Below are 18,929 nucleotides of genomic sequence, written 5' to 3' on the forward strand. Positions count from 1 at the left end.
GTGGCCCTCTCTCCCGCGTGAGGCGCGCGCCTCCCCGGCGTACGCTTGCCGCATGAGCGCCGAGGACCGCCACGCCCCTGCCGAGACCGTGCCCCCGGAGAGCGTCACGTCGGAGGAGCCCGCCGGCGAGTCGCTGAGGCCGAGCCCCCAGACCGAGAGCCACGACCCCTCGGTCCCGCAGGCCTGGTCGGCGTTCATGCGCCGGGGCTGGGGCGACCGTGAGCTCGACCTCCCGGCGCACCCGATCACGCCGTACGCCGCCGCTCGGCGCGCGCGCCTGGCCGAGGCCTTCCCCGGCGAGCGGCTCGTGATCCCCGCCGGCGGCTACAAGGTCCGTGCCAACGACACCGACTACCGCTTCCGGCCCGACACGGCGCACACCTTCTTCACCGGCAACCAGACCTCCGATGCCGTCCTCGTCGTCGAGGACGGCGAGGCCGTGCTCTACGCGCGCCCGCGCTCGTCCCGGGAGACCGACGAGTTCTTCCGCGACCGGATGTACGGCGAACTCTGGGCCGGCCGCCGCCCCTCGGCCAAGGAGATCAGCGACTCCCTCGGCCTCGAGGTGCGTCACGTCGACGCGCTCGAGGGCGCCCTCAAGGGAGGCCCCAAGACCCGCGTGCTGCGCGGCCGGTCGGCCCACGTCGACGCCCTCGTGCCCGGTGACGAGACCCGCGACGAGGACCTCGCTCGTGTCGTCGCCGAGATGCGTCTGGTCAAGGACGAGTGGGAGATCGGCGAACTCCAGGAGGCCTGTGACATCACCGCCCTCGGCTTCGAGGACTGTGTGAAGGACTGGGCCGACGCCGTGAAGTACGGCGAGCGCTGGATCGAGGGCACCTTCTTCCGGCGCGCCCGGGCGATGGGCAACGACCTCGGCTACGACTCCATCGTCGGCGGCGGCAAGCACGCCACGACGCTGCACTGGATCGACAACACCGGGCCGATCGTGCCCGGCGAGATGGTCCTGCTCGACATGGGCGTGGAGGGCCACAACCTCTACACCGCCGATGTCACCCGCACGCTCCCGATCGACGGCAGCTACACGCCGCTCCAGCGCGACCTCTACGAGCTCGTCCTGAAGGCACAGGAGGCCGGCATCGCCGCGGTGAGGCCGGGCGCCGCCTTCCGAGCCGCCCACCATGCGGCGATCGAGGTCCTCGCCCACGGTCTCGGCGACCTCGGGCTGCTACCGGTCTCGGTCGAGGAGGCGCTCGACGAGGACAGCAAGGTCTACTCCCGCTGGACGCTCCACGGCGTGAGCCACATGCTCGGCATGGACGTGCACGACTGCGCCGCGGCCTCCCCCGAGGCGTACGTCGACGGCACCCTCGCCGAGGGAATGTGCCTCACCGTCGAGCCCGGGCTCTACTTCCAGGAGGACGACCTGCTCGTCCCCGAGGAGCTCCGCGGGATCGGCATCCGCATCGAGGACGACATCCTCGTCACCGCCGACGGCAGCCGGAACCTCTCCGCCGCCCTCCCCCGCGCGGTTGCGGACGTCGAGGCCTGGATGGGCCAGCACCTCTGACCTGACGCAGCGCGGCGCGCCCTACGCTGCCCACATGCACGAGCTGATCTTGTGGTGCGGGTTCGTCGGGGCGTGGCTGCTGGTCGCGGGACCGGTCTACCAGGCCGTGCTCGAGCTCCGCGAGGAGGACGTCGAGCGCGACCGGATCGCCGCGGCCGCCCACGAGGTCGATCCCGTTCCTCGGCTCTCGCCGTGGTGGTGGCTGCTGCCGCCGGCGGCCTACCTGGTGAACAGGCGGCGCCAGGACCGCTTCCGGCGTGCCGTGGTCGACCGGCTCTCGGACGAGGACCTGGAGGCGTTCCTGAGCTTCGTCAACAAGGCCCAGGGCTGGTTGCTCGTCGGTCTCGGCGGCTTCCTCATCGCAGCGAAGGAGACGTGGGAGCTCGTCGAGGGCAACGAATGGGCCACCTGGATCTTCTGGGTGCTCCTCGTCGCCGGGGCCGGCGTCGCCGTGGGTCACGCAGCCGTACGGTCGGCGCGCGAGCGCGTGATCCTCCAGGCGCGCCGCCCGCGCTCCTGAGCGACCTACGGCGCCGGGCGGGACGGCGGTCCAGGCGGTGGCGCTCCCGGCGGAGGGCCGACAGGCCCCGGCCGCCGAGGTGGCGCGTGCGGCGGTGGCGCGTACGACGGTGGCCGCGCCCCGGGTGGTGGCGGCGGCTGCCGGCTGCCCGAGGGCAGGTAGGACGCCCTCGGCGAGGCCGCGGCGGCCTGCTGCGGCAGCCGGCGCCCGATCGCCGCGGTCGACGCCCGCAGCGTCGGGCGGTCGAGCGCCCCTGCCGCGAGCGCGACGACGAGCGCTGCCACGAGCGCGTAGGCGCCGAGCAGGAACGTGGCGCCGGCGCCGGAGGCACCGACCGTCGGGCTGAGCGAGATCCCCAACGGGCCGTCGATGCGGGTGTGGACGTTGGCCAGACGGACCGCGAAGGGCACCGCGAGGAGGAGCGAGACCAGCCAGAGCGTGAGGCCGCGGAGCGCGGCCGGGCCGGTCCGGTCGCTCCGGGAACGGAACCCGGCCGCGCGGACCACGATGACGGCGGCGAGCGCCAGGCAGAGCGGCGTGAGCACCACCGCGACCCACAGTCCCGGCTCGTGGAACGTGCCGGTGAACCAGGTCAGTCGGCCACCCAGCGGGATCTCCCCGACATCGCCACCGAGCGAGCTGGAGATCCCCTGGATGAGGTCGAGGAACTGCTCGAGCCCGAAGACGCCGACCTTCCCGCCGGCGCCGAGGGTCAGGGTCCACAGCCCGATGTTGGCGGCGTAGGCGATGGCGCTGACGACGATGAGGCGCCACTGCTCGCCGGTGAGCGTCGTGGTGTAGCCGGAGGTGCCGGAACCGAACAGCAACACGGCCAGCGCCGCGACGACCCCGGCCACGGGCAGCAGGAGAAGCATCGCGACGAGTCCGAGCAGCGGCGCCCTGACCCAGTCGTGGACCACGCGGGTCGCGCCCGCGCGGAGCCAGTCACGGCGCATCAGCACGGTCAGGCCGAGCACCATGAGGACGATGATGAGCGTGAGGAAGAACGCGCCCGCCGGACTGGCGCCGACCCGCGTCTGGTCGGAACGGGTCGTGAAGACGAGCGCGGCGACCATCATCGCCAGCGCCGACATGAGCGCGGCCCGGCCCGCAGCGACGACCGCGTCGCTCGCGCACGCATAGGCGGCCGTCACACGGCGGAACACCATCACCGTCAGCCCGAGGGACAGCAGCGTGATCGTGAGCGGGAAGGCACCGACGTCGGCCCCGACGCCGCGGACGCTGCCACGGACGTCGGCACCGAACGCACCCGTCATCAGGCCGGCCATGACGGTGAGGGTGTCGCGCACACCCATGCCGCTCTGGCGGCCGACCAGCGCCAGGAGGAGCGAGAACAGCAAGGACGTGAGCACGGTGGTGGTCGCGACGACCGCGGAGCCACCCCAGTGGCCGAGGAGGATCCTCGCCGCCCAGGGCGGCAACCCACCGGACCTCGCGGCGCACGCCGGGGGTGGTGGCCCGGCCGGAGGAGCGCCCGGAGGTCCGCTCCGCGGCGCCGTGGTGGCCGACGGCCGGCCACAGCGCGGGCAGAACGCGTCACCGGACCGCAACGCTTGGCCACAGGCCACGCAGTGGGTCACCTCGCTCCTCCCTTCGCCGCCGAGCCGGCCGCGTCGGATCGGCTGTCGCCCTGTTCTAACATCGAGAACCGACATCGGCTGACCGCCGCCCCGTATCCCCGGTCGAGGAGGGCAAACCCATGCCGCGCCCGATGCGACTGCGTACGGTCGCCGCGGTGGCTCTCGCCGTCTCGGGTGCGCTGCTCGCCGGCTGCGGCGGTGCGCCCGGACCGAACGCTCCCTCCGCGACCACCCGCTCATCCGCGCCGACACCGACGCGAACAACCCCTTCGGCGACGGGAGCCGTGTCGTCACCTCCGTCGCCGCCCCGACCGCTCGCCGGTGTGACGGTCGGCATCGACCCGGGCCACAACGGCCGCAACCACACCGACCCGGCCTTCCTCGCCCGCCAGGTCTGGAACGGCCGGGAGCAGGAGGACTGCAACACGACCGGCACAGCGACGGACGACGGCTACCCGGAGTCGCGGTTCAACTTCGCGGTCGCGCGCTTCCTCGCCACCGAGCTGCGCCGCCACGGTGCACGGGTCGTGATGACGCGCTCGAACGACGACGGGCTCGGCCCCTGCGTGGACCGGCGCGCGCGGATCATCAACCGTGCTCACGCCGACGTGGCCATCGACATCCACGCCGACGGCGGCCCGGCCTCCGGACGCGGCTTCGCCATCCTGCAGCCGGTCCCGTCCGGCGTCAACGACGCCGTCATCGGGCCGTCACGCCGCTACGCGCGGCTGCTCCGGGACTCGTTCGTGCGGTCGGGCATGCCCGTCTCGACGTACCTCGGCGACAACGGGCTCACCACCCGCGATGACCTCGCCGGTCTCAACCTCACCACGGTGCCGCAACTGCTGATCGAGTGCGGCAACATGCGCAACGCCGAGGACGCCGCGCTGCTCACCTCCGCGGCCTTCCAGCGCCGGGCGGCGCACCGGATCGCGGTGGCGATGACGGAGTTCCTCGGCAAGCAGTAGCCGTACGTCGTCGGCCGGGAACCGGGCTCAGAGCTGCTTCCAGCCCACCGTCGGCAGGCCGTACTTTCGCGCGATCGGGTTCCACGCCGCCGCTGCGGCCCGCTTGGGCACGTGACTCTCGACGCTGAACTGGGTCGCCCGCCGCAGCGCGGCCTTGTCGGCCTTGCAGCCCTTCTTCGTCTTGTGCATCGAACGTCCCCAGTTCGCGAACGCGCGGTCTGCATCCGCCGAGCTCGTCCAGGCCCGCGTGAGCGCCGAGACGAGGCGGTCCGCCCCTGCGAGCGCATCGACGTCGAGTGCCCGGGCCTTCGTCACCAGACGGCTCCGCGAGGACGCGGCGTCGGCGAACGTCTTCACCGCGTGGTCGATGCGTCGGCACGCGTTGAGGTCGGCGACCGCACCCTGGATGTCGGTCTTGTTCCGGATCGAGTCGGACAGCAGGGTGGAGAGCTTCGCCGCGACCTTGGCGTCCGGACCGTCGCTCGGCGACGGGCTCGCCGACGGCGAGGTCGACGGGGCGGTCGAGCCAGCGGCCGGCACGGACACGCGCGTGCTCGCACCGGACTGGCCATCGTGCCTGTTGGCGAGCGAGCCGAGCCCGAACGCGACACCCCCGACGAGCAGCACCAGTACGACGCCGACGATCGCCCAGCCTGCCCGGCCGCTCCGTCGGGGCGGCCGCGGCGGACCCGCGGGCGCGACCTGGGGCGGCATCGACGGCACCGGCGGCACCCGTGGAAGACCGCGGGCCGCCGTGTCGTGCGGAGCCGGCGCCGGGGCGACCTGCTGCGCAGGCGCGACCGGCGGCGTCCACGACGGCGGCGGTCCCGATGGTGGCCCCGACGGTGGCGTCGGCGGTGATCCGGGCGACGCGGCCCCTGGACCGGTCGGGTCGCCCACCGGCGTACCGCAGCTCGTGCAGAACTTCATCCCGTCGACCGACTGGCCACAGGAGGTGCAGAAGCGCTGAGTCACCGGAGCACCCTAACCCGGCCAACCCCAGGGGGTATCCGGCCGACCCCGTTGCCATCAGCGTCGATGAGGACCGCTCGAGTCGGCGCGACGCGGGGTCAGCGCGGACCTGCGGCGAGCGCACTCAGGAATGCTCGCGCGTCGAACAGCTCGTCGCGGACCTCGTCCGGTCCGGGCAGCATCCCTCCTGCCAGCATCCGCCGCGCCGCGACATGGTCCGCCGGCCGGTTCACGGACTCGACCGCCACCAGCCGCCCGTCGTGGAAGCAGAAGACGGAGAACCTGCCCGTCCCCATCTCGCCGCGCACGACGAAGGTGTCGGCGCCCGTCGCGATGCCGGCGATCTGCAGCTTCCACGTGCCCTGCTCGCTCCAGAACCACGGCACGGCGCGGTAGGCCTGCGGACTCCCGGTCAGTCTGGCGGCCACGGCCCGCCCGTGGTCGGTCGCGTTCTGGACCGACTCGAGCCGGATGAGCCCACCATGCTCTCCGGAAGGGAACGCCGCGCAGTCACCGACCGCGGAGACGTGCGGGTCGCTCGTAGTGAGCGTGGCGTCGACAACCACGCCGTTGCTCGTCTCGAGACCGGCGGCACGCGCGAGCTCGTCCTCCGCGGCGACGCCGACGGCCACGAGCACGACGTCGGCCGGAATCACGCGACCGTCATCCGTGCGCACCCCAGCGACCGTCCCGCCCTCGTCCACGACCTCAGCGATGGTTGTCCCGAGCTCGAGAGAAACCCCCGCCGTGCGGTGCGCCTGTGCGAACCAGTCAGCCGTGGGCGGGGACACCGCGCGCGCCATCGGACGCGGCGCGGCCTCGATGACGGTCACGTGGCTGCCGAGCTTCGCGACACCGGAGGCGACCTCGAGCCCGAGGAACCCACCCCCCACCACGACGACGTCGCGAGCGACCCGGAGCGCAGCGCGCAGCGCCTCCGCATCCTCGTGGGTGCGCAACGTGTGGACACCGGGAAGGTCGTGGCCCGGGATCGCCAACATGCGTGGGCGGGCTCCGGTGGCCAGCACGAGATGGGCGTACGCCAGGACGGTTCCGTCGTCCAGCCTCACGCGGCGGGCGACGCGGTCGACCCCGACGGCCCGACGACCCAGCACCGTGCAGATGGCGCGATCGGTGAAGAAGCGGGCCGGCCGGATCTCGAGCTCGGACGCCGCGGCCTCACCCGTGAGGAACGCCTTCGACAGCGGCGGACGCTCGTACGGCGCATTCGGCTCGTCGCCGACGAGGGCGATCGGTTCGCGATAGCCGGCCTCACGCAGCGACGCTGCGACCTGATAGCCGGCCTGACCCGCTCCGACGATGACGACTCCCGCGTTCACGTGGCCCAGTCTCGGCGTACGGCGAATCTTTAGAAAAGGACTGGTATGGATGGATGTTCTTAAGTCGGGGTTGCCATTGGGCGGCGGCGCGTACGCTGCCGGCCGCGGCGCCCCAGCGCGACGCAGCACCAGCGGACACAGCGACGGAGGAACCTCACGATGGACGACACCCGGACGATCCTCGGCCGGCCGGAGCCCCCGGCGAGCCACCGCGTCACCGTGCCCGGCCCGGACGACCTCGACCCTGCGCAGCGTGCGTTGTACGACCGGATCACCCAGGGACCGCGCAAGTCCCAGCAGGGCGTGGTGCCGATCGCCGACGCGGAGGGGCGCCTCCTCGGACCGTTCGGGCTGATGCTCCTCGAGCCGTCGGTCGGAGAGGCGGTCCAGGAGGTCGGCGCGGCCCTGCGCTTCCGCGGCCGGCTGTCGCCCCGGTGTCGCGAGCTCGCGATCCTCGTCGTCGCGGCGCATGCCGGCTCCCACTTCGAGTGGTGGGCGCACGAGAAGGCGGCCCTCGCCGCCGGCCTCGACCCCGCCCAGCTGCAGCAGCTCCTCGATGGCGAGATCCCCGACGACCTGGACGAGGCGGAGCGCACCTGCGTCGAGGTCGCGGTCGCGTTGCGCCGCGACAGCGCGCTCGCCGACGACGCCTTCGCGGCGGCGTCGGCCGTCCTGGGCGAGGCGGGGCTCGCCGAGGTGACCTGGCTGGTGGGCTACTACGGCATGCTCGCCCTCGCGCTCGAGGTCCTGCGGCCCTGAGCTACACGGGGTAGCCCACGCCGTCGTCGGTGAACTCGGCGGCGGCGAAGTCCCGGAAGCTGAGCGCGCGCTGCGTCAGACGACGGCTCGCCAGGTAGGCGACGCCGATCTCCGTCACCGGGAGGTCCTCCAGGACGGGACGGGAGACCAGCCTCTCCCCGTCGTAGGTCACGTCGGTCTTGGGATGCTGGAACAGCACGCCATACCCGACACCTCGCGCGACCAGGCAGCGCACAAGCTCGAAGCTCTCGGTGCGGAAGCCGATCCTCGGCTCGATCCCGAGCTTGCCGATGGTGCGCTGGAAGTTCTCCGTGCTCGGCGAGACGTCGAAGAGGATCAGCGGTTCCTCGCACAGCGCACGCAGCGAGACCTTCCGCTTCCTGCTCATCGGATGTCCGATCGGGAGGAGCACGTACGGCGGTAGGGCGCTGATCGGCCGGAACCCCAGCTGCGGGTGCAGGTCGTGTCCGTACATCACCGCCAGCTCGAGCGAGCCGCTGATGAGATCGCGCTCGAGCACCGGTTGCGACGACTCCTCGAAGGAGAGATCGACCCGGGGGTGCGCGGCCGTGAAGCCGGTGAGCAGACGAGGGATGACGAACGGCGCCAAGGTCGTGTAGCACCCGACCGTCAGGCTGCCCGAGAGCTGGCCGCCCTCCATCGACGCGCTCTCCTGGAGCTCGTCGGCCTCGACCAGCACGGTCCGCGCATGCGCGAGGACCGCCTGGCCCGCCGTGGTCAGCACGGCGCCCTTCGCGCGGCGGCGCGTGAAGAGCTGGACGGACAGCGCCTTCTCCAGCTCCGAGAGCGCCAACGAGAGGCCCGGCGCCGACACATGGCAGCGCTCGGCGGCGGTCGTGATGGTGCCGGTCTCGGCGACCGCGACGAAGTACTCGAGCTGACGCAGTGTGTAGCGAACCGCATTCATGAGCGCAACCAAGGTTTCTCGTAAGGAACTTAAGTTTGAGGCCAAATGTGACACAGATTACGTTCTTGACAAGACCTTTCGCCGACGGGCGGCAAAGGTGCCTGACGTAGCGGGAGGCCTCGATGAGTACGGCGTATCAGGAGCCGGCGGGCGCGGATGTGACCCTCGACGAGCTCTACCAGGACCCGTACCCGGCATTCCGCTGGTTCCGGGAGCACGACCCTGTCCCGTGGATCCCCGCCGCCGGTCGCTACCTCGTGACCCGCCACCGCGACATCGTCTTCGTCGACACGCATCCGGAGATGTTCAGCGCCGACGAGCAGGGCTCGCTGGTCACGCGCGTGATGGGGCACAACATGCTCCGGAAGGATGGCGCGGCCCACGACCGGGACCGGCGTGCCGCCGAGCCGGCGCTCCGGCCGAGGATCGTCAAGGAGCACTGGACCCCGCGGTTCCAGCAGAACGCCGACGATCTCATCGACGGCTTCATCGAGAACGGGTCGGGCGATCTCTTCCGCGACTTCGCCGGGCCGCTCTCGGCGCGGAACCTGGCCGCGATCATGGGACTGCGTGACGTGGCGGACCAGGATCTGCAGACGTGGTCGCAGGCGCTCATCGACGGGGCCGGCAACTATGCGGACGACCCCGACGTATGGGCGCGATGCGAGGCTGCGAGCCTCGGCGTCGACGCGGCGATCGACGCGGTCATCCCGTATCTGCAGGCCAACCCGGACGGCTCGGTCATCTCCGCGATGCTGCACGCCGACGAGCCGCTGGCTCCTGACGAGATCCGGGCGAACGTGAAGGTCTTCATCGGCGGGGGGCTCAACGAACCCCGCGATGCCGTCGGTGTGGCGGCCTGGGCGACGCTCACGCACCCGGAGGTACGCCGCGCCGTGGAGGCCGATCCGACGCTGTGGCGTCGGGTCTTCGAGGAGGCCGTGCGGTGGATCGCGCCGATCGGCATGTATCCCCGGCAGACCACCCAGGAGGTGGAGCTCGGCGGCCGGGTCCTGCCGGCGGGCGCCCGGCTCGGCGTGTGCGCCGGGTCCGCGAACCGCGACGAGACCGTCTTCGAGCGCCCCGACGAGTTCGACATCGACCGGCCACCGGCACCGCATGTGGCCTTCGGCGGAGGGCCGCACTTCTGCCTGGGCACCTGGGCGGCACGCGCGCAGGTCGCCCAGATCGCGCTGCCCACGCTCTTCCGACGGCTTCGCGGCCTCCGGTTGGACGAGCAGGACCCGGTCCGGCTCGGCGGCTGGGTCTTCCGGGGCGTCCTGAACCTGCCGGCCGTCTGGGACGCCTGACTCCCCGACGCCGCACGACCGCTGTGACACACGACGATCTGAAGGAGCACCTCGCATGCCCGTGATCACCTACGTCCAGGCCGACGGATCGACGTCGGTCGTGGACGCACCGGCCGGGACCACCGTCATGAAGGCGGCGATCGCCAACGACGTCACCGGGATCGTCGCCGAGTGCGGCGGTCAGGCGATGTGCGCCACCTGTCACGTCTACGTGAGCACGCCGGACTCCTCGAGCCTCGGCGAGATCTCCGAGGACGAGAACGAGATGCTCGACTGCACGGCGGCGCCCAGGACGGAGCAGAGCCGCCTCAGCTGTCAACTGGTGGTGCAGGAGCGGTACGACGGGCTCACCGTCCGGGTTCCCGAGTATCAGGTCTGAGCGCCATGTCCTCCACACCGGACTCGCCCCGCGACCGCGAGCCGGCCGGCGACGCCCACCGGCGCCCGCTCGATCCGCCGGCCGACGATCTCGACGAGCCCGGCACCATCGCGTTCACCGCCCGACGGGCGCTGGACGGGCAGCGCCTGAACAGGTTCGCGCTCAGCCTGCGATCGGCGCCGAACAGGTCCGCGTTCCTCGCGGACGAGTCCGCCTACCTCAAGCTGTTCGCCGTTCCGGCCGAGCAGCGCGACCTCGTGGCGCGCCGGGACTGGACGGGACTCCTCCTCGCGGGCGGGCATCTGCAGGCGGTCCTCAAGCTCAGCGCCACCCTCGGCGGGACGCTCCTCGACATCGGCGCACACAACGTCGGCTGCGACCGGGACGCGCTGGCATCGGCCTGTCCGCGGATGGTCGACGGACTGCCGGCGGGGATGCCCTGATGGCGACGGTGATCGGCGGGATCGGGATCTCCCACTCGCCCTCGATGGGCGTGGAGTACGACAAGGCCAAGGGGACGAGGGAGAACTTCGACGAGCGCTGGCGGCGCTGGTACGACGGCTGCGCCCGCGTGCGCGAACTGCTGGCCGCCCTGGATCCCACCCATCTGGTCGTCATCTACAACGACCATCTCAACTACTTCGACCTCGACAACTACCCCACGCTCGCGATCGGCGTGGGCGACGGCTTCCGGCAGGCGGACGAAGGGTTCGGCCTGCGAGACCTGCCCGACCTGCCCGGCGACGCGACGTGGGGCATCCACCTGACCGAGCACCTGGTCGAGAACGACTTCGACATGACCGTCAGCCAGGACCTGGCGATCGACCACGGCATCTTCTCCTGGCTCCCCTATGTCGCCGATCCACAGTGGCCGGTGCCGCTGACCCCGATCGCGGTCAACATGATCCGCCAGCCGCTGCCGACCCAGCGCCGGCTGAGGAACCTCGGGACTGCGCTCCGCGCCGGGATCGAGGCGATGCCGACCGAGGACCGCGTGCTCGTCATCGCGACCGGCGGCATGTCCCACCAGATCAGCGGCCGCCGGTTCGGGCTGGCGAACGAGCGCCTCGACCGCCGCTTCCTCGAGACCCTGCCGACCCGTCTCGACGAGCTCGTCGCGCTTCCCCGGGAGGAGTACGTCCGGTACGGCGGGACCGAGGCGGCCGAGCTCTCGTTGTGGTTCACCATGCGCGCCGCTCTCTCGGACGAGGCGAGGTCGCTCTACAGCTTCCACACCGTCCCCCAGATCACCGGCTGCGGCGCCCTGGTCATGGCCGAGCCCGACGTCGCCGCACACCTGGACCCATCGATGGAGGAGCAGAGCTCATGAAGATCGGAACCGCCGCGATCGACGGCCGCGAGCGCGTCGTCGTCCTGCTGGACGACCCGGGCGACCTCGCGGTGCTGCTGCCGGCGACCCTTCCCGGCGTCGGCGAGCTCGCCGCCGACTGGCCGCGCTGGCGGCCGCGTGTCGAGGAGGCGGTCGAGCGCGCCGGCGCAGAGGGCGTCGCCGCGGAGCCGATGGACGACCTGACCTGGCTCCCGCCGGTGCCACGCCCCGGCAAGGTCGTCTGCGTGGCGCTCAACAACAGCGCCAACAAGGACCGCATCATGAGCGGTCCGGAGCACCCGGCCACCTTCCCCAAGCCCACGACGTCCCTCGTCGGTCACCAGCAGCCGATCCGGATCCGGCCGGAGTACGGCCGTGTCCATCCCGAGCCGGAGCTGGCGGTCGTCATCGGGCGCGGCGGCCGCGACATCGCACGAGAGGACGCCCTGGACCACGTCTTCGGCTACACGATCATCAATGACCTGACCTCGCCCACGATGCGCGCCGAGGACACCTTCCACTACCGCGCGATCCATCCCGACCCCGAGCGCCCGGGCGACGCCACGGCCATCCGCTACGTCGACACCTGGGTGAGCTATCCGGGCAGATACAAGGGTGCCGACACGTTCGGGCCGATCGGTCCGTGGATCGTCACCCGTGACGAGGTGCCCGATCCGCACGACCTGACCATCCAGTGCACCCACCAGGGGCGCGTGGTGACCAAGGACAGCACCGCGAACCTGAAGCACAAGGTGGCCGACGTCCTGTCCTTCCTCTCGAGCTACTCCACGCTCGAACCGGGCGACATCATCGCCATGGGCACGGCGCTGAAACCCTCGGGAGCCGGGTCGGCGGTGCAGAACGTCGACCTGGCCACGCTCGGTGGCCCGATCTCCGTCAGCATCACCGGCATCGGGGAGCTCAGCAACCCCGTCGAGCTCGGCTGAGGCCGGACGTGACACGAGACTGACATGACGGCATCGCGACGCGTGCAGGTCCCCGACGGCGCCCTCGCCTGCGAGGAGGCCGGAGCCGGGCCCGCCGTGGTGCTCCTCCACGGGTTCTCCTTCGACCGGAGGCTCTGGAACCCCCTGTTTCCTGCGCTGTCCGACGGCTACCGAGTCGTCCGCTACGACCTTCGTGGGTTCGGGGCGTCGACCCCGCCGGCCCTGGGCCGAGGGCACGTCGCGGACCTCGTCGTACTCCTCGACGACCTGGGGATCGAGCGTGCGACCCTCGTCGGCCTGTCGCTCGGTGCCAACGTCGCACTCGCCGCGGCGCTGGACCACCCCGACCGGGTCGACGGACTCGTGCTCGCCTCGCCGGGACTGCCCGGTCACCAGTGGTCCCAGGAGCGTCCTCCGGAGGCCGCGCTCGCCGTGGCCGCACGCCACGGCGTCGAGGCGGCCAGACGGTTCTGGCTGGACCATCCGGTCTTCGCCTCGACCCGGGCGTATCCGCCTGCGCGCGCCGCTCTCGAGCAGATGGTCGCCTCCTTCCCGGCCCACCAGTGGCGTGGGGCGCCCGTGACGCCGCCACTTCCCGCCGTGGCCGACCGGCTCGGCATGGTCGAGACGCCGACGCTCGTGGTCAACGGCGAGCTCGACGTCGACGGCTACCGCGAGATCGGGTCGCTGATCGCGCACCGTGTGCCGCGCGCGGCCCACGTGACGGTGCCGGCGGCCGGCCATGTCATGTGCCTCGAGCGGCCTGACGAGTTCGAGCGCGCCCTGCGCGGCTTCCTGGTGCAGCTTGCCGGGGCGCCATCGGTGACGACGCCTGACCGGTGACTGCGAGGCGCCCCGCGACGAGCGCGACGCGGCCGGCCGGGTCGACGAGACGACCGGTCGTCGCTCAGATCACGGCCGTGAGGCCACCGTCGACCGGCAGACACACGCCGGTCACGAAGGCGGCTCGCTCCGAGGCGAGCCAGGCGACCGCCTCCCCCACCTCGTCCGGCGCACCCATCCGGCGCAGCGGCGTCCGTCCGACCAGGGGCGCCACGGTCGGCTGCAGCGCCGGCGACGACCGGAGAAGATCGGTCTCGATGATCCCCGGACAGACGGCATTGACCCGGATACCGTCAGGGCCGAGAGCCGCCGCCAGCGACGCCGTCATCATCCCGATCCCACCCTTGGTCGTGGAGTAGCCGACCGTGGCGGCACCGCCGCGCAGGCCACCCATGCTCGAGGTGAACACGATGGCGCCGCCGACGCCGCGTGTGCGCATCTGCGCGGCGGCGGCCTGCGCCGTCGCGAGCGCTCCGTCGAGGTTCACGCCGACGAGCCGGTGGAAGTCCTCGCCCGAGATGTCGGCGCCGTCACCCGGCACCGCGATGCCCGCGTTGACGCACACGACGTCTGCTCCACCGAGCTCGGCACAGACCCGCATGAGGGCGTCGAGTGCTGGTCGATCGGTGACATCGGTGGCGCAGAAGACGCCCTGGGCGCCTGCCTGCGCCACCAGATCGACGGTCGTCGCTCCCCCGCCGGCCGGATCGCAGGTGAGGTCCGCGACGACCACGGCACGCGCCCCGTGCCGCGCCGCGCAGACGGCGATGCCCCGGCCGATGCCGTTGGCCCCGCCCGTCACGACGACGACGCGGTCGTCGAGGAGAGGGGGGCATGCGGGTGCTGCCGCCGGAGAGGGCGTCCCCTGCGCCACGTCGGCCCGGGTCGTCGGCGAGGTGCTCACGAGGCGAACGGGTCCCGTCCGATGAGGATCTGCTCCTCGGGCGGCACGGGCTCGACGCCGACGACGACGTTGATGCACGCCGGCACGTCGCGCGCCAGGGCTCGCTCGAGCGCCTTGTCGAGCTCGTCGAGACTGGTCGCGTAGTAGCCCTCGGCGCCGAAGGCCTCGGCCACCTGCTCGTAGGCGCCGTTCTCGAGCCGGGTGTTCGTGATGCGGTCGGGCCCCGCGAGCAGCATCTGGTAGTGCAGCGTGCCTCCCCAGCTGCGGTTGTTCACCACCACGACCACGACCGGGAGCCGGTGGCGGACCATGGTGTCGAACTCGGCGATGGCGTAGCCGATCGCGCCGTCCCCGGTCACCAGCACCGTCCGGCGGCCTTCACCGGCGACCGCGGCCGCGCCGAGCGCTGTGCCGGTCCCCACCCCCATCGAGCCGAGATAGCCATGGCACAGGAACGCCGCCGGGCGCGACCGGCTGATGACCTCGCTGAGCCACAGGTAGGTGAGCGCGCCGTCGGCGACGACCACGTGCTCGGGGCCGAGACGACCGGCGATGGCCTCTGCCGCGTGGAACGGATGGATCGGCTGGTCCTCGTGCGCGGCCTCGGCGACCACCGTCCGGCGCCTGTCGACGAGCTCCCGCACGCGAGCACGCCAGGCCGCCCGGTCCGGCCACGGCAGCTCCGCGGCGGCCTCGACCAGCGCGGCACAGGCACCGCCCGCGTCCGCGTGGATCGGCAGCGCCACCTGTTGGAGCCGGCCGAGCTCGCGTCCATCCGGGTCGACCTGGATGACCCGCGCCGTGAGTGGCACCAGCGCTCCGGTGCCGTGCCCGGTGTTCAACCCGAAGCGTGCGCCCAGCATGAGCACCACGTCGGGCGCCTCATCCTGGCCGCCGAAGGTCTGGAGCCCCTGCACCAGACCGGCGTAGCTCTCCCCTGTCTCGGCGATCGCCGCCATGCCCTCGAAGTCCGCGAAGACCGGGATCCCGGTCATCTCGGTCAGCCGGCGCAGTGCCGCGACACCACTCGGCGAGCGTTGGAGCTCGGAGCCCGCGACCACCACCGGCCGGGAGGCTGCCGCGAGCATCCGCACCGCCTCCCCGGCCTCCTCCGGCGCGGGCCTGGTCTCCGCCCGCGGCAGGTTGAGGCCGAGGCTCAGCAGGTCGCTCGCGACGTCGTCCTCGACCTCCGCCGTGAGGACGTCCCACGGGATGTCGAGCAGGACGGGCCCCCGCGGCCCCGTCAGGGCGATCCGGATCGCCTGCGCCACCAGGCGTGGGATCTGGTCGGTGCGGGTCACCCTGTGCGCCCACTTGGTGATCGGCGCCGCCACCGCGACCTGGTCGATGCCCGCCTGCAGCGTGTTGGTCTCGTCGCCGTCCAACGGGCCGGAGCCGGTGAGATAGAGCACCGGCGTCCGGTCCAGCCAGGCGTTCGCGAGGGAGGTGACCACGTTGGTGAAGCCGCCTCCCGCGGTGACGAGCGCGACCCCGAGCCGACGGCCGGCCCGCGCATATCCCTCGGCCGCGTGTCCGGCGCTGGCCTCGTGTCGGGTGTCGACCACTCTGAGCTCGTGGTCCCGGCACGCCTGGAAGACGGTGTCGGTGTGCGCGCCGTGAAGCCCGAAGAGAGTCGTGACCCCGGCCGCCTGCAGCGTTCGTACGACGAGCTCACCGCCGTTGACCATGGCCGACTCCTCCGGCTCAGACGGCGACGGCACGGCCGTCCTCGTGAGGCGGAGGGCCCGACACGGCGAAGTGGGCCAGGGAGATCTCGTCGGTGACGGCCTCGAACCGCGCCTCGACGCGGGCGCCGACGAGGACGGCGTCGAGGTCGCCGAGGAAGTCGGCCACGACGCGCGGTCCTTCGTCGAGCTCGACGAGCCCGACGGCGTACGGCACCTTGTCGGCGAGCGCCTGGTGCGCGGCGTGGTGGACGATCGTGTAGCTGTAGATCGTGCCCGTGCCGGCGAGGTCCCGCCAGGACAGATCGTCAAAGTGACACGCTCCGCAGCGCGGCAGTGGCGGATGCTGGAGGTGTCCGCAGTCGGCGCACTCCTGGGCGACCAGGCGGCCCTCGTGCAGGGCGTCCCAGTAGGGCTTGGTCAGCTCGGACCGTTCAGGCAGCAGCTTCATCTCATACTCCCAGGATCACGGCGGTGCCGGAGGCACCGCCGACGATGGCGACATCGGCACCCGCGACCTGGTTGCAGGCGACACCGCGCAGCTGGCGCATCGCCTCGGTCACGGCGTTGAGGCCGTGGATGTAGGCCTCGGACAGGTGTCCGCCGTGGGTGTTCGTCGGCAGCGGGCTGTCCAGCCCGATGCCCTTCTCGGCGACGTGGCGCCAGCCCTCGCCGCGCGGCACCAACCCGAAGCTCTCCAGGCTCCCCACGGTCATGAACGAGCTGGCGTCGTACATCTCGGCCACCTTGATCCGCTCCGGTGTCACTCCGGCGTTGCGGTAGAGACGCTCGGTGGCGCTGTCCGGGTAGAGCCGGGTCATGTCGGGGGTGTAGATCCCGAACGGCTCGTGGTAGGGCGCCAGGCTCTGCGTCGCGGCGAGGATCTGCACCGGCTCGCCGTCGGTCCTCAGCCGCTTGGCCCGCTCGGAGGAGGTCAGGATGAACGCGACGGCCCCGTCGTTCTCGAGGCAGAGATCGAAGAGCCGCAGCGGCCAGCTGATCATGCGCGCGTCGAGATAGGTGTCCATCGTGAGCGGCCGGTCGCGCATCATCGCCCGCGGGTTGTTGTTCGCATAGGCCCGCTGGGCGAGGGCGACCGACCCGAGCGACTGCGCCATCTGGTCGGGCGTCACGTGGTGCTCGTGCATGTAGCGCGTCGCCATCATGGCGAAGAGGTTCGCCGGTGAGACCAGGCCGTAGGGCCAGGCGAAGGCGGTGTTGTCCTCGGTCGGCACGATGACGTCGTCGGTCGTCGACAGGCCTCGGTCTGCGCGGCCGAAGCGGCCGCCCTTGCTCTGGCTCAGCGCCCGATAGACGAGGACCGTGCTCGCCTGCCCCGCGAGGATCGCGCTGGCCGCCTGCCCGAGCACGGCCCCGAGTGCCTCTCCGCCGAGGGGGCACTCGGTGAAGAAGCTCAGCTCGCGCAGACCGAGCCCGCGCACCATCGCGGCCGTCGTGACCGTCTCGAGCGGGGAGCAGAAGCGCGCGATGCCGTCGACCTCCTCCGGCTCGACGCCGGCGGCCTCCATCGCCTTGAGGCTGGCCTCGACGGCGAGCTCCCACGCGGTGCCGGGCAGGTTCTTGCCGAACGCGGTCTCCCCGAAGCCGGCGATCGAGACCTGCCCGCGCAGAGGATGCGTCTCAGCCATGGAGCGCCCCCTCGCGGGCGTTGGGCTCGGCGCCGACGGGGCCGGCTGCCGCACGGTCAGTGCCGAGCCACTCGGCCAGCACCTCGTCCAGGTCGCTGCCCGGCTCTCGCGGCGCCTCGACGCGGATCGGCGTGCCCGACATCTTGATCGGCCAGGCCGGGATGACCGCCTCGCCGAGCTCGGGGTGGGGCACCGGCACGAAGATGCCGCGCTCGCGCAGATCCTCGTCCTCGAGGACCTCCGTCGTGGTGCGTACGGCGCCTGCCGGTACGCCGGCGGCCCCCAGCACCATCATGGCGTCGATCTTGGAGCGCTTGCCGGCCCAGGCAGCGACGATGTCGTCGACCTCCGCCTTGTGCTCTCCGCGCGTCGTCTGGCTCACGAAGCGCGGGTCGTCGAGCAGGTCCTCGCGCTCCATCGCGGTGAGCAGGCCGCGCCACTGCTTGTCGTTCCCGACGTGGATGTGGACGTAGTCGTTGGGCCCGAACGGATCACAGTGGAACAGGCCCGAGGGAGCGACCGGCTCGAGGAAGGGAGCGACGTTGCCGAAGCGCGGCGTGTCAATGCCCTTGCTCATCGGCCAGGCGAAGTGCAGCCGCATGAACGTCGCGACCTGGTCGCTCATCGCGAGCTGGAGGTGCTGCCCCTTGCCCGTCTGCTGGCGCTGGAACAGCGCCGCGAGGAGGCCGATCGCCATCACCATGCCGGTCCCCGTGTCACCCACGTCCGGGCCCGGCTTCTGCGGCAGGCCGTCGGGCTCGCCCGTCACGCTGGACGCGCCGGCGTACGCCTGGACGATCGGGTCGAAGCAGGGGAACCTCTCCTGAGCGCTCCCGGGTGCGAACCCCTTGATCTGGGCGTAGATGATCGCCGGGTTGACCTCCCGGACGACGTCGTACGTCAGGCCGAGCCGCTCGATCACGCCCGGCCCGAAGTTCTCGATCATGACGTCGGCCTCTGCCGCGAGGCGCAGGAGCGTCTCGCGGCCCTCGTCCGACTTCAGGTCCAGCGCGATGGAGCGCTTGCTCACGCTGTTGAGATAGAACGGCAGGTTGGTGAAGCTCGACCGGTCTCCGGGCGGAACCACCTTGACGACGTCGGCGCCCATGAACGCCAGGGCGAGGGTCGCGCTGGGCCCGGCGACCTGGTGGGTCAGGTCGAGGACGCGGACGCCCTCGAGCGCGCCGGGGCCCTCGATGGCTCCGTCCGCGTGGTGCTGCTTCGTGCTGGTCGTGACTGTGGCTGTCATGCGTCTCTCCGGTT

The 18,929-nt window shown here is 71.9% G+C and carries 19 protein-coding genes; 10 read left to right on the forward strand and 9 right to left on the reverse strand.

The window, feature by feature from the left end; translation table 11 throughout:
* Positions 1 to 52: 52 nt before the first annotated feature.
* Together AB3X52_RS12020 and AB3X52_RS12025 are read left to right on the forward strand one after the other, a co-directional pair.
* The gene (locus AB3X52_RS12020; protein ID WP_367994320.1) at positions 53 to 1,531 is read left to right on the forward strand and encodes an aminopeptidase P family protein; all 1,479 of its coding nucleotides are present in this window, start codon (positions 53 to 55) and stop codon (positions 1,529 to 1,531) included.
* A 34-nt stretch (positions 1,532 to 1,565) separates the two neighbouring features.
* Positions 1,566 to 2,051, forward strand: coding sequence for a hypothetical protein (locus AB3X52_RS12025; RefSeq protein ID WP_367994321.1), 486 nt, complete (start codon positions 1,566 to 1,568; stop codon positions 2,049 to 2,051).
* A gap of 5 nt (positions 2,052 to 2,056) precedes the next feature.
* Here AB3X52_RS12025 and AB3X52_RS12030 read toward each other — a convergent pair whose 3' ends face one another.
* On the reverse strand, positions 2,057 to 3,493 hold the full coding sequence (locus AB3X52_RS12030; protein ID WP_367994322.1) for a hypothetical protein: 1,437 nt from the start codon (positions 3,491 to 3,493) through the stop codon (positions 2,057 to 2,059).
* Positions 3,494 to 3,975: 482 nt separating this feature from the next.
* On the opposite strand from AB3X52_RS12030, the gene AB3X52_RS12035 reads away from it, so the two are divergent.
* Positions 3,976 to 4,620 carry an N-acetylmuramoyl-L-alanine amidase gene (locus tag AB3X52_RS12035; RefSeq protein WP_367994323.1) on the forward strand — a complete coding sequence of 215 codons (645 nt, stop codon included), beginning with the start codon at positions 3,976 to 3,978 and terminating at the stop codon, positions 4,618 to 4,620.
* Between the two features lie 27 nt (positions 4,621 to 4,647).
* Here AB3X52_RS12035 and AB3X52_RS12040 read toward each other — a convergent pair whose 3' ends face one another.
* Complete coding sequence (locus tag AB3X52_RS12040; protein ID WP_367994324.1) at positions 4,648 to 5,595, reverse strand: zinc ribbon domain-containing protein; 948 nt, start codon at positions 5,593 to 5,595, stop codon at positions 4,648 to 4,650.
* A 95-nt stretch (positions 5,596 to 5,690) separates the two neighbouring features.
* Positions 5,691 to 6,932 carry an NAD(P)/FAD-dependent oxidoreductase gene (locus AB3X52_RS12045; protein ID WP_367994325.1) on the reverse strand — a complete coding sequence of 414 codons (1,242 nt, stop codon included), beginning with the start codon at positions 6,930 to 6,932 and terminating at the stop codon, positions 5,691 to 5,693.
* Positions 6,933 to 7,091: 159 nt separating this feature from the next.
* Here AB3X52_RS12045 and AB3X52_RS12050 point away from each other — a divergent pair, with 159 nt between their 5' ends.
* Positions 7,092 to 7,691, forward strand: coding sequence for a carboxymuconolactone decarboxylase family protein (locus AB3X52_RS12050; protein ID WP_367994326.1), 600 nt, complete (start codon positions 7,092 to 7,094; stop codon positions 7,689 to 7,691).
* Between the two features lies 1 nt (position 7,692).
* Here the strand turns inward: AB3X52_RS12050 and AB3X52_RS12055 are convergent, their stop codons facing one another.
* Positions 7,693 to 8,619, reverse strand: coding sequence for a LysR substrate-binding domain-containing protein (locus tag AB3X52_RS12055; RefSeq protein WP_367994327.1), 927 nt, complete (start codon positions 8,617 to 8,619; stop codon positions 7,693 to 7,695).
* Positions 8,620 to 8,741: 122 nt separating this feature from the next.
* On the opposite strand from AB3X52_RS12055, the gene AB3X52_RS12060 reads away from it, so the two are divergent.
* Genes AB3X52_RS12060 through AB3X52_RS12085 form a run of 6 tightly spaced genes read left to right on the forward strand, consistent with a single transcriptional unit; the run spans position 8,742 to position 13,428 of the window.
* Positions 8,742 to 9,929, forward strand: coding sequence for a cytochrome P450 (locus tag AB3X52_RS12060; RefSeq protein WP_367994328.1), 1,188 nt, complete (start codon positions 8,742 to 8,744; stop codon positions 9,927 to 9,929).
* 55 nt (positions 9,930 to 9,984) lie between these two features.
* A complete protein-coding gene (locus AB3X52_RS12065) occupies positions 9,985 to 10,308 on the forward strand; it encodes a 2Fe-2S iron-sulfur cluster-binding protein (RefSeq protein ID WP_367994329.1) in 324 nt (107 codons plus the stop codon).
* A gap of 5 nt (positions 10,309 to 10,313) precedes the next feature.
* Positions 10,314 to 10,751, forward strand: coding sequence for a hypothetical protein (locus AB3X52_RS12070; protein ID WP_367994330.1), 438 nt, complete (start codon positions 10,314 to 10,316; stop codon positions 10,749 to 10,751).
* Positions 10,751 to 11,638, forward strand: a complete 888-nt coding sequence (locus AB3X52_RS12075) for a DODA-type extradiol aromatic ring-opening family dioxygenase (RefSeq protein ID WP_367994331.1) — start codon at positions 10,751 to 10,753, stop codon at positions 11,636 to 11,638. Before AB3X52_RS12070 ends, AB3X52_RS12075 begins: the two co-directional genes overlap by 1 nt.
* Positions 11,635 to 12,585: a fumarylacetoacetate hydrolase family protein gene (locus tag AB3X52_RS12080; RefSeq protein ID WP_367994332.1), complete on the forward strand. Its 951-nt coding sequence runs from the start codon at positions 11,635 to 11,637 to the stop codon at positions 12,583 to 12,585. The genes AB3X52_RS12075 and AB3X52_RS12080 overlap by 4 nt, the downstream gene beginning before the upstream one ends.
* A gap of 24 nt (positions 12,586 to 12,609) precedes the next feature.
* The gene (locus tag AB3X52_RS12085) at positions 12,610 to 13,428 is read left to right on the forward strand and encodes an alpha/beta fold hydrolase (protein WP_367994333.1); all 819 of its coding nucleotides are present in this window, start codon (positions 12,610 to 12,612) and stop codon (positions 13,426 to 13,428) included.
* 64 nt (positions 13,429 to 13,492) lie between these two features.
* Here the strand turns inward: AB3X52_RS12085 and AB3X52_RS12090 are convergent, their stop codons facing one another.
* Genes AB3X52_RS12090 through AB3X52_RS12110 form a run of 5 tightly spaced genes read right to left on the reverse strand, consistent with a single transcriptional unit; the run spans position 13,493 to position 18,915 of the window.
* The gene (locus tag AB3X52_RS12090) at positions 13,493 to 14,332 is read right to left on the reverse strand and encodes an SDR family NAD(P)-dependent oxidoreductase (RefSeq protein ID WP_367994334.1); all 840 of its coding nucleotides are present in this window, start codon (positions 14,330 to 14,332) and stop codon (positions 13,493 to 13,495) included.
* Complete coding sequence (locus AB3X52_RS12095; RefSeq protein WP_367994335.1) at positions 14,329 to 16,053, reverse strand: thiamine pyrophosphate-binding protein; 1,725 nt, start codon at positions 16,051 to 16,053, stop codon at positions 14,329 to 14,331. The genes AB3X52_RS12090 and AB3X52_RS12095 overlap by 4 nt, the downstream gene beginning before the upstream one ends.
* Positions 16,037 to 16,468, reverse strand: a complete 432-nt coding sequence (locus AB3X52_RS12100) for a Zn-ribbon domain-containing OB-fold protein (protein ID WP_367994336.1) — start codon at positions 16,466 to 16,468, stop codon at positions 16,037 to 16,039. Before AB3X52_RS12100 ends, AB3X52_RS12095 begins: the two co-directional genes overlap by 17 nt.
* A gap of 1 nt (position 16,469) precedes the next feature.
* On the reverse strand, positions 16,470 to 17,666 hold the full coding sequence (locus tag AB3X52_RS12105; RefSeq protein ID WP_367994337.1) for a thiolase C-terminal domain-containing protein: 1,197 nt from the start codon (positions 17,664 to 17,666) through the stop codon (positions 16,470 to 16,472).
* A complete protein-coding gene (locus AB3X52_RS12110; protein WP_367994338.1) occupies positions 17,659 to 18,915 on the reverse strand; it encodes a CaiB/BaiF CoA transferase family protein in 1,257 nt (418 codons plus the stop codon). The genes AB3X52_RS12105 and AB3X52_RS12110 overlap by 8 nt, the downstream gene beginning before the upstream one ends.
* Positions 18,916 to 18,929 lie beyond the last annotated feature (14 nt).

The sequence above is a fragment of the Nocardioides eburneus genome (assembly GCF_040838215.1).
Lineage (GTDB): Bacteria > Actinomycetota > Actinomycetes > Propionibacteriales > Nocardioidaceae > Nocardioides > Nocardioides eburneus.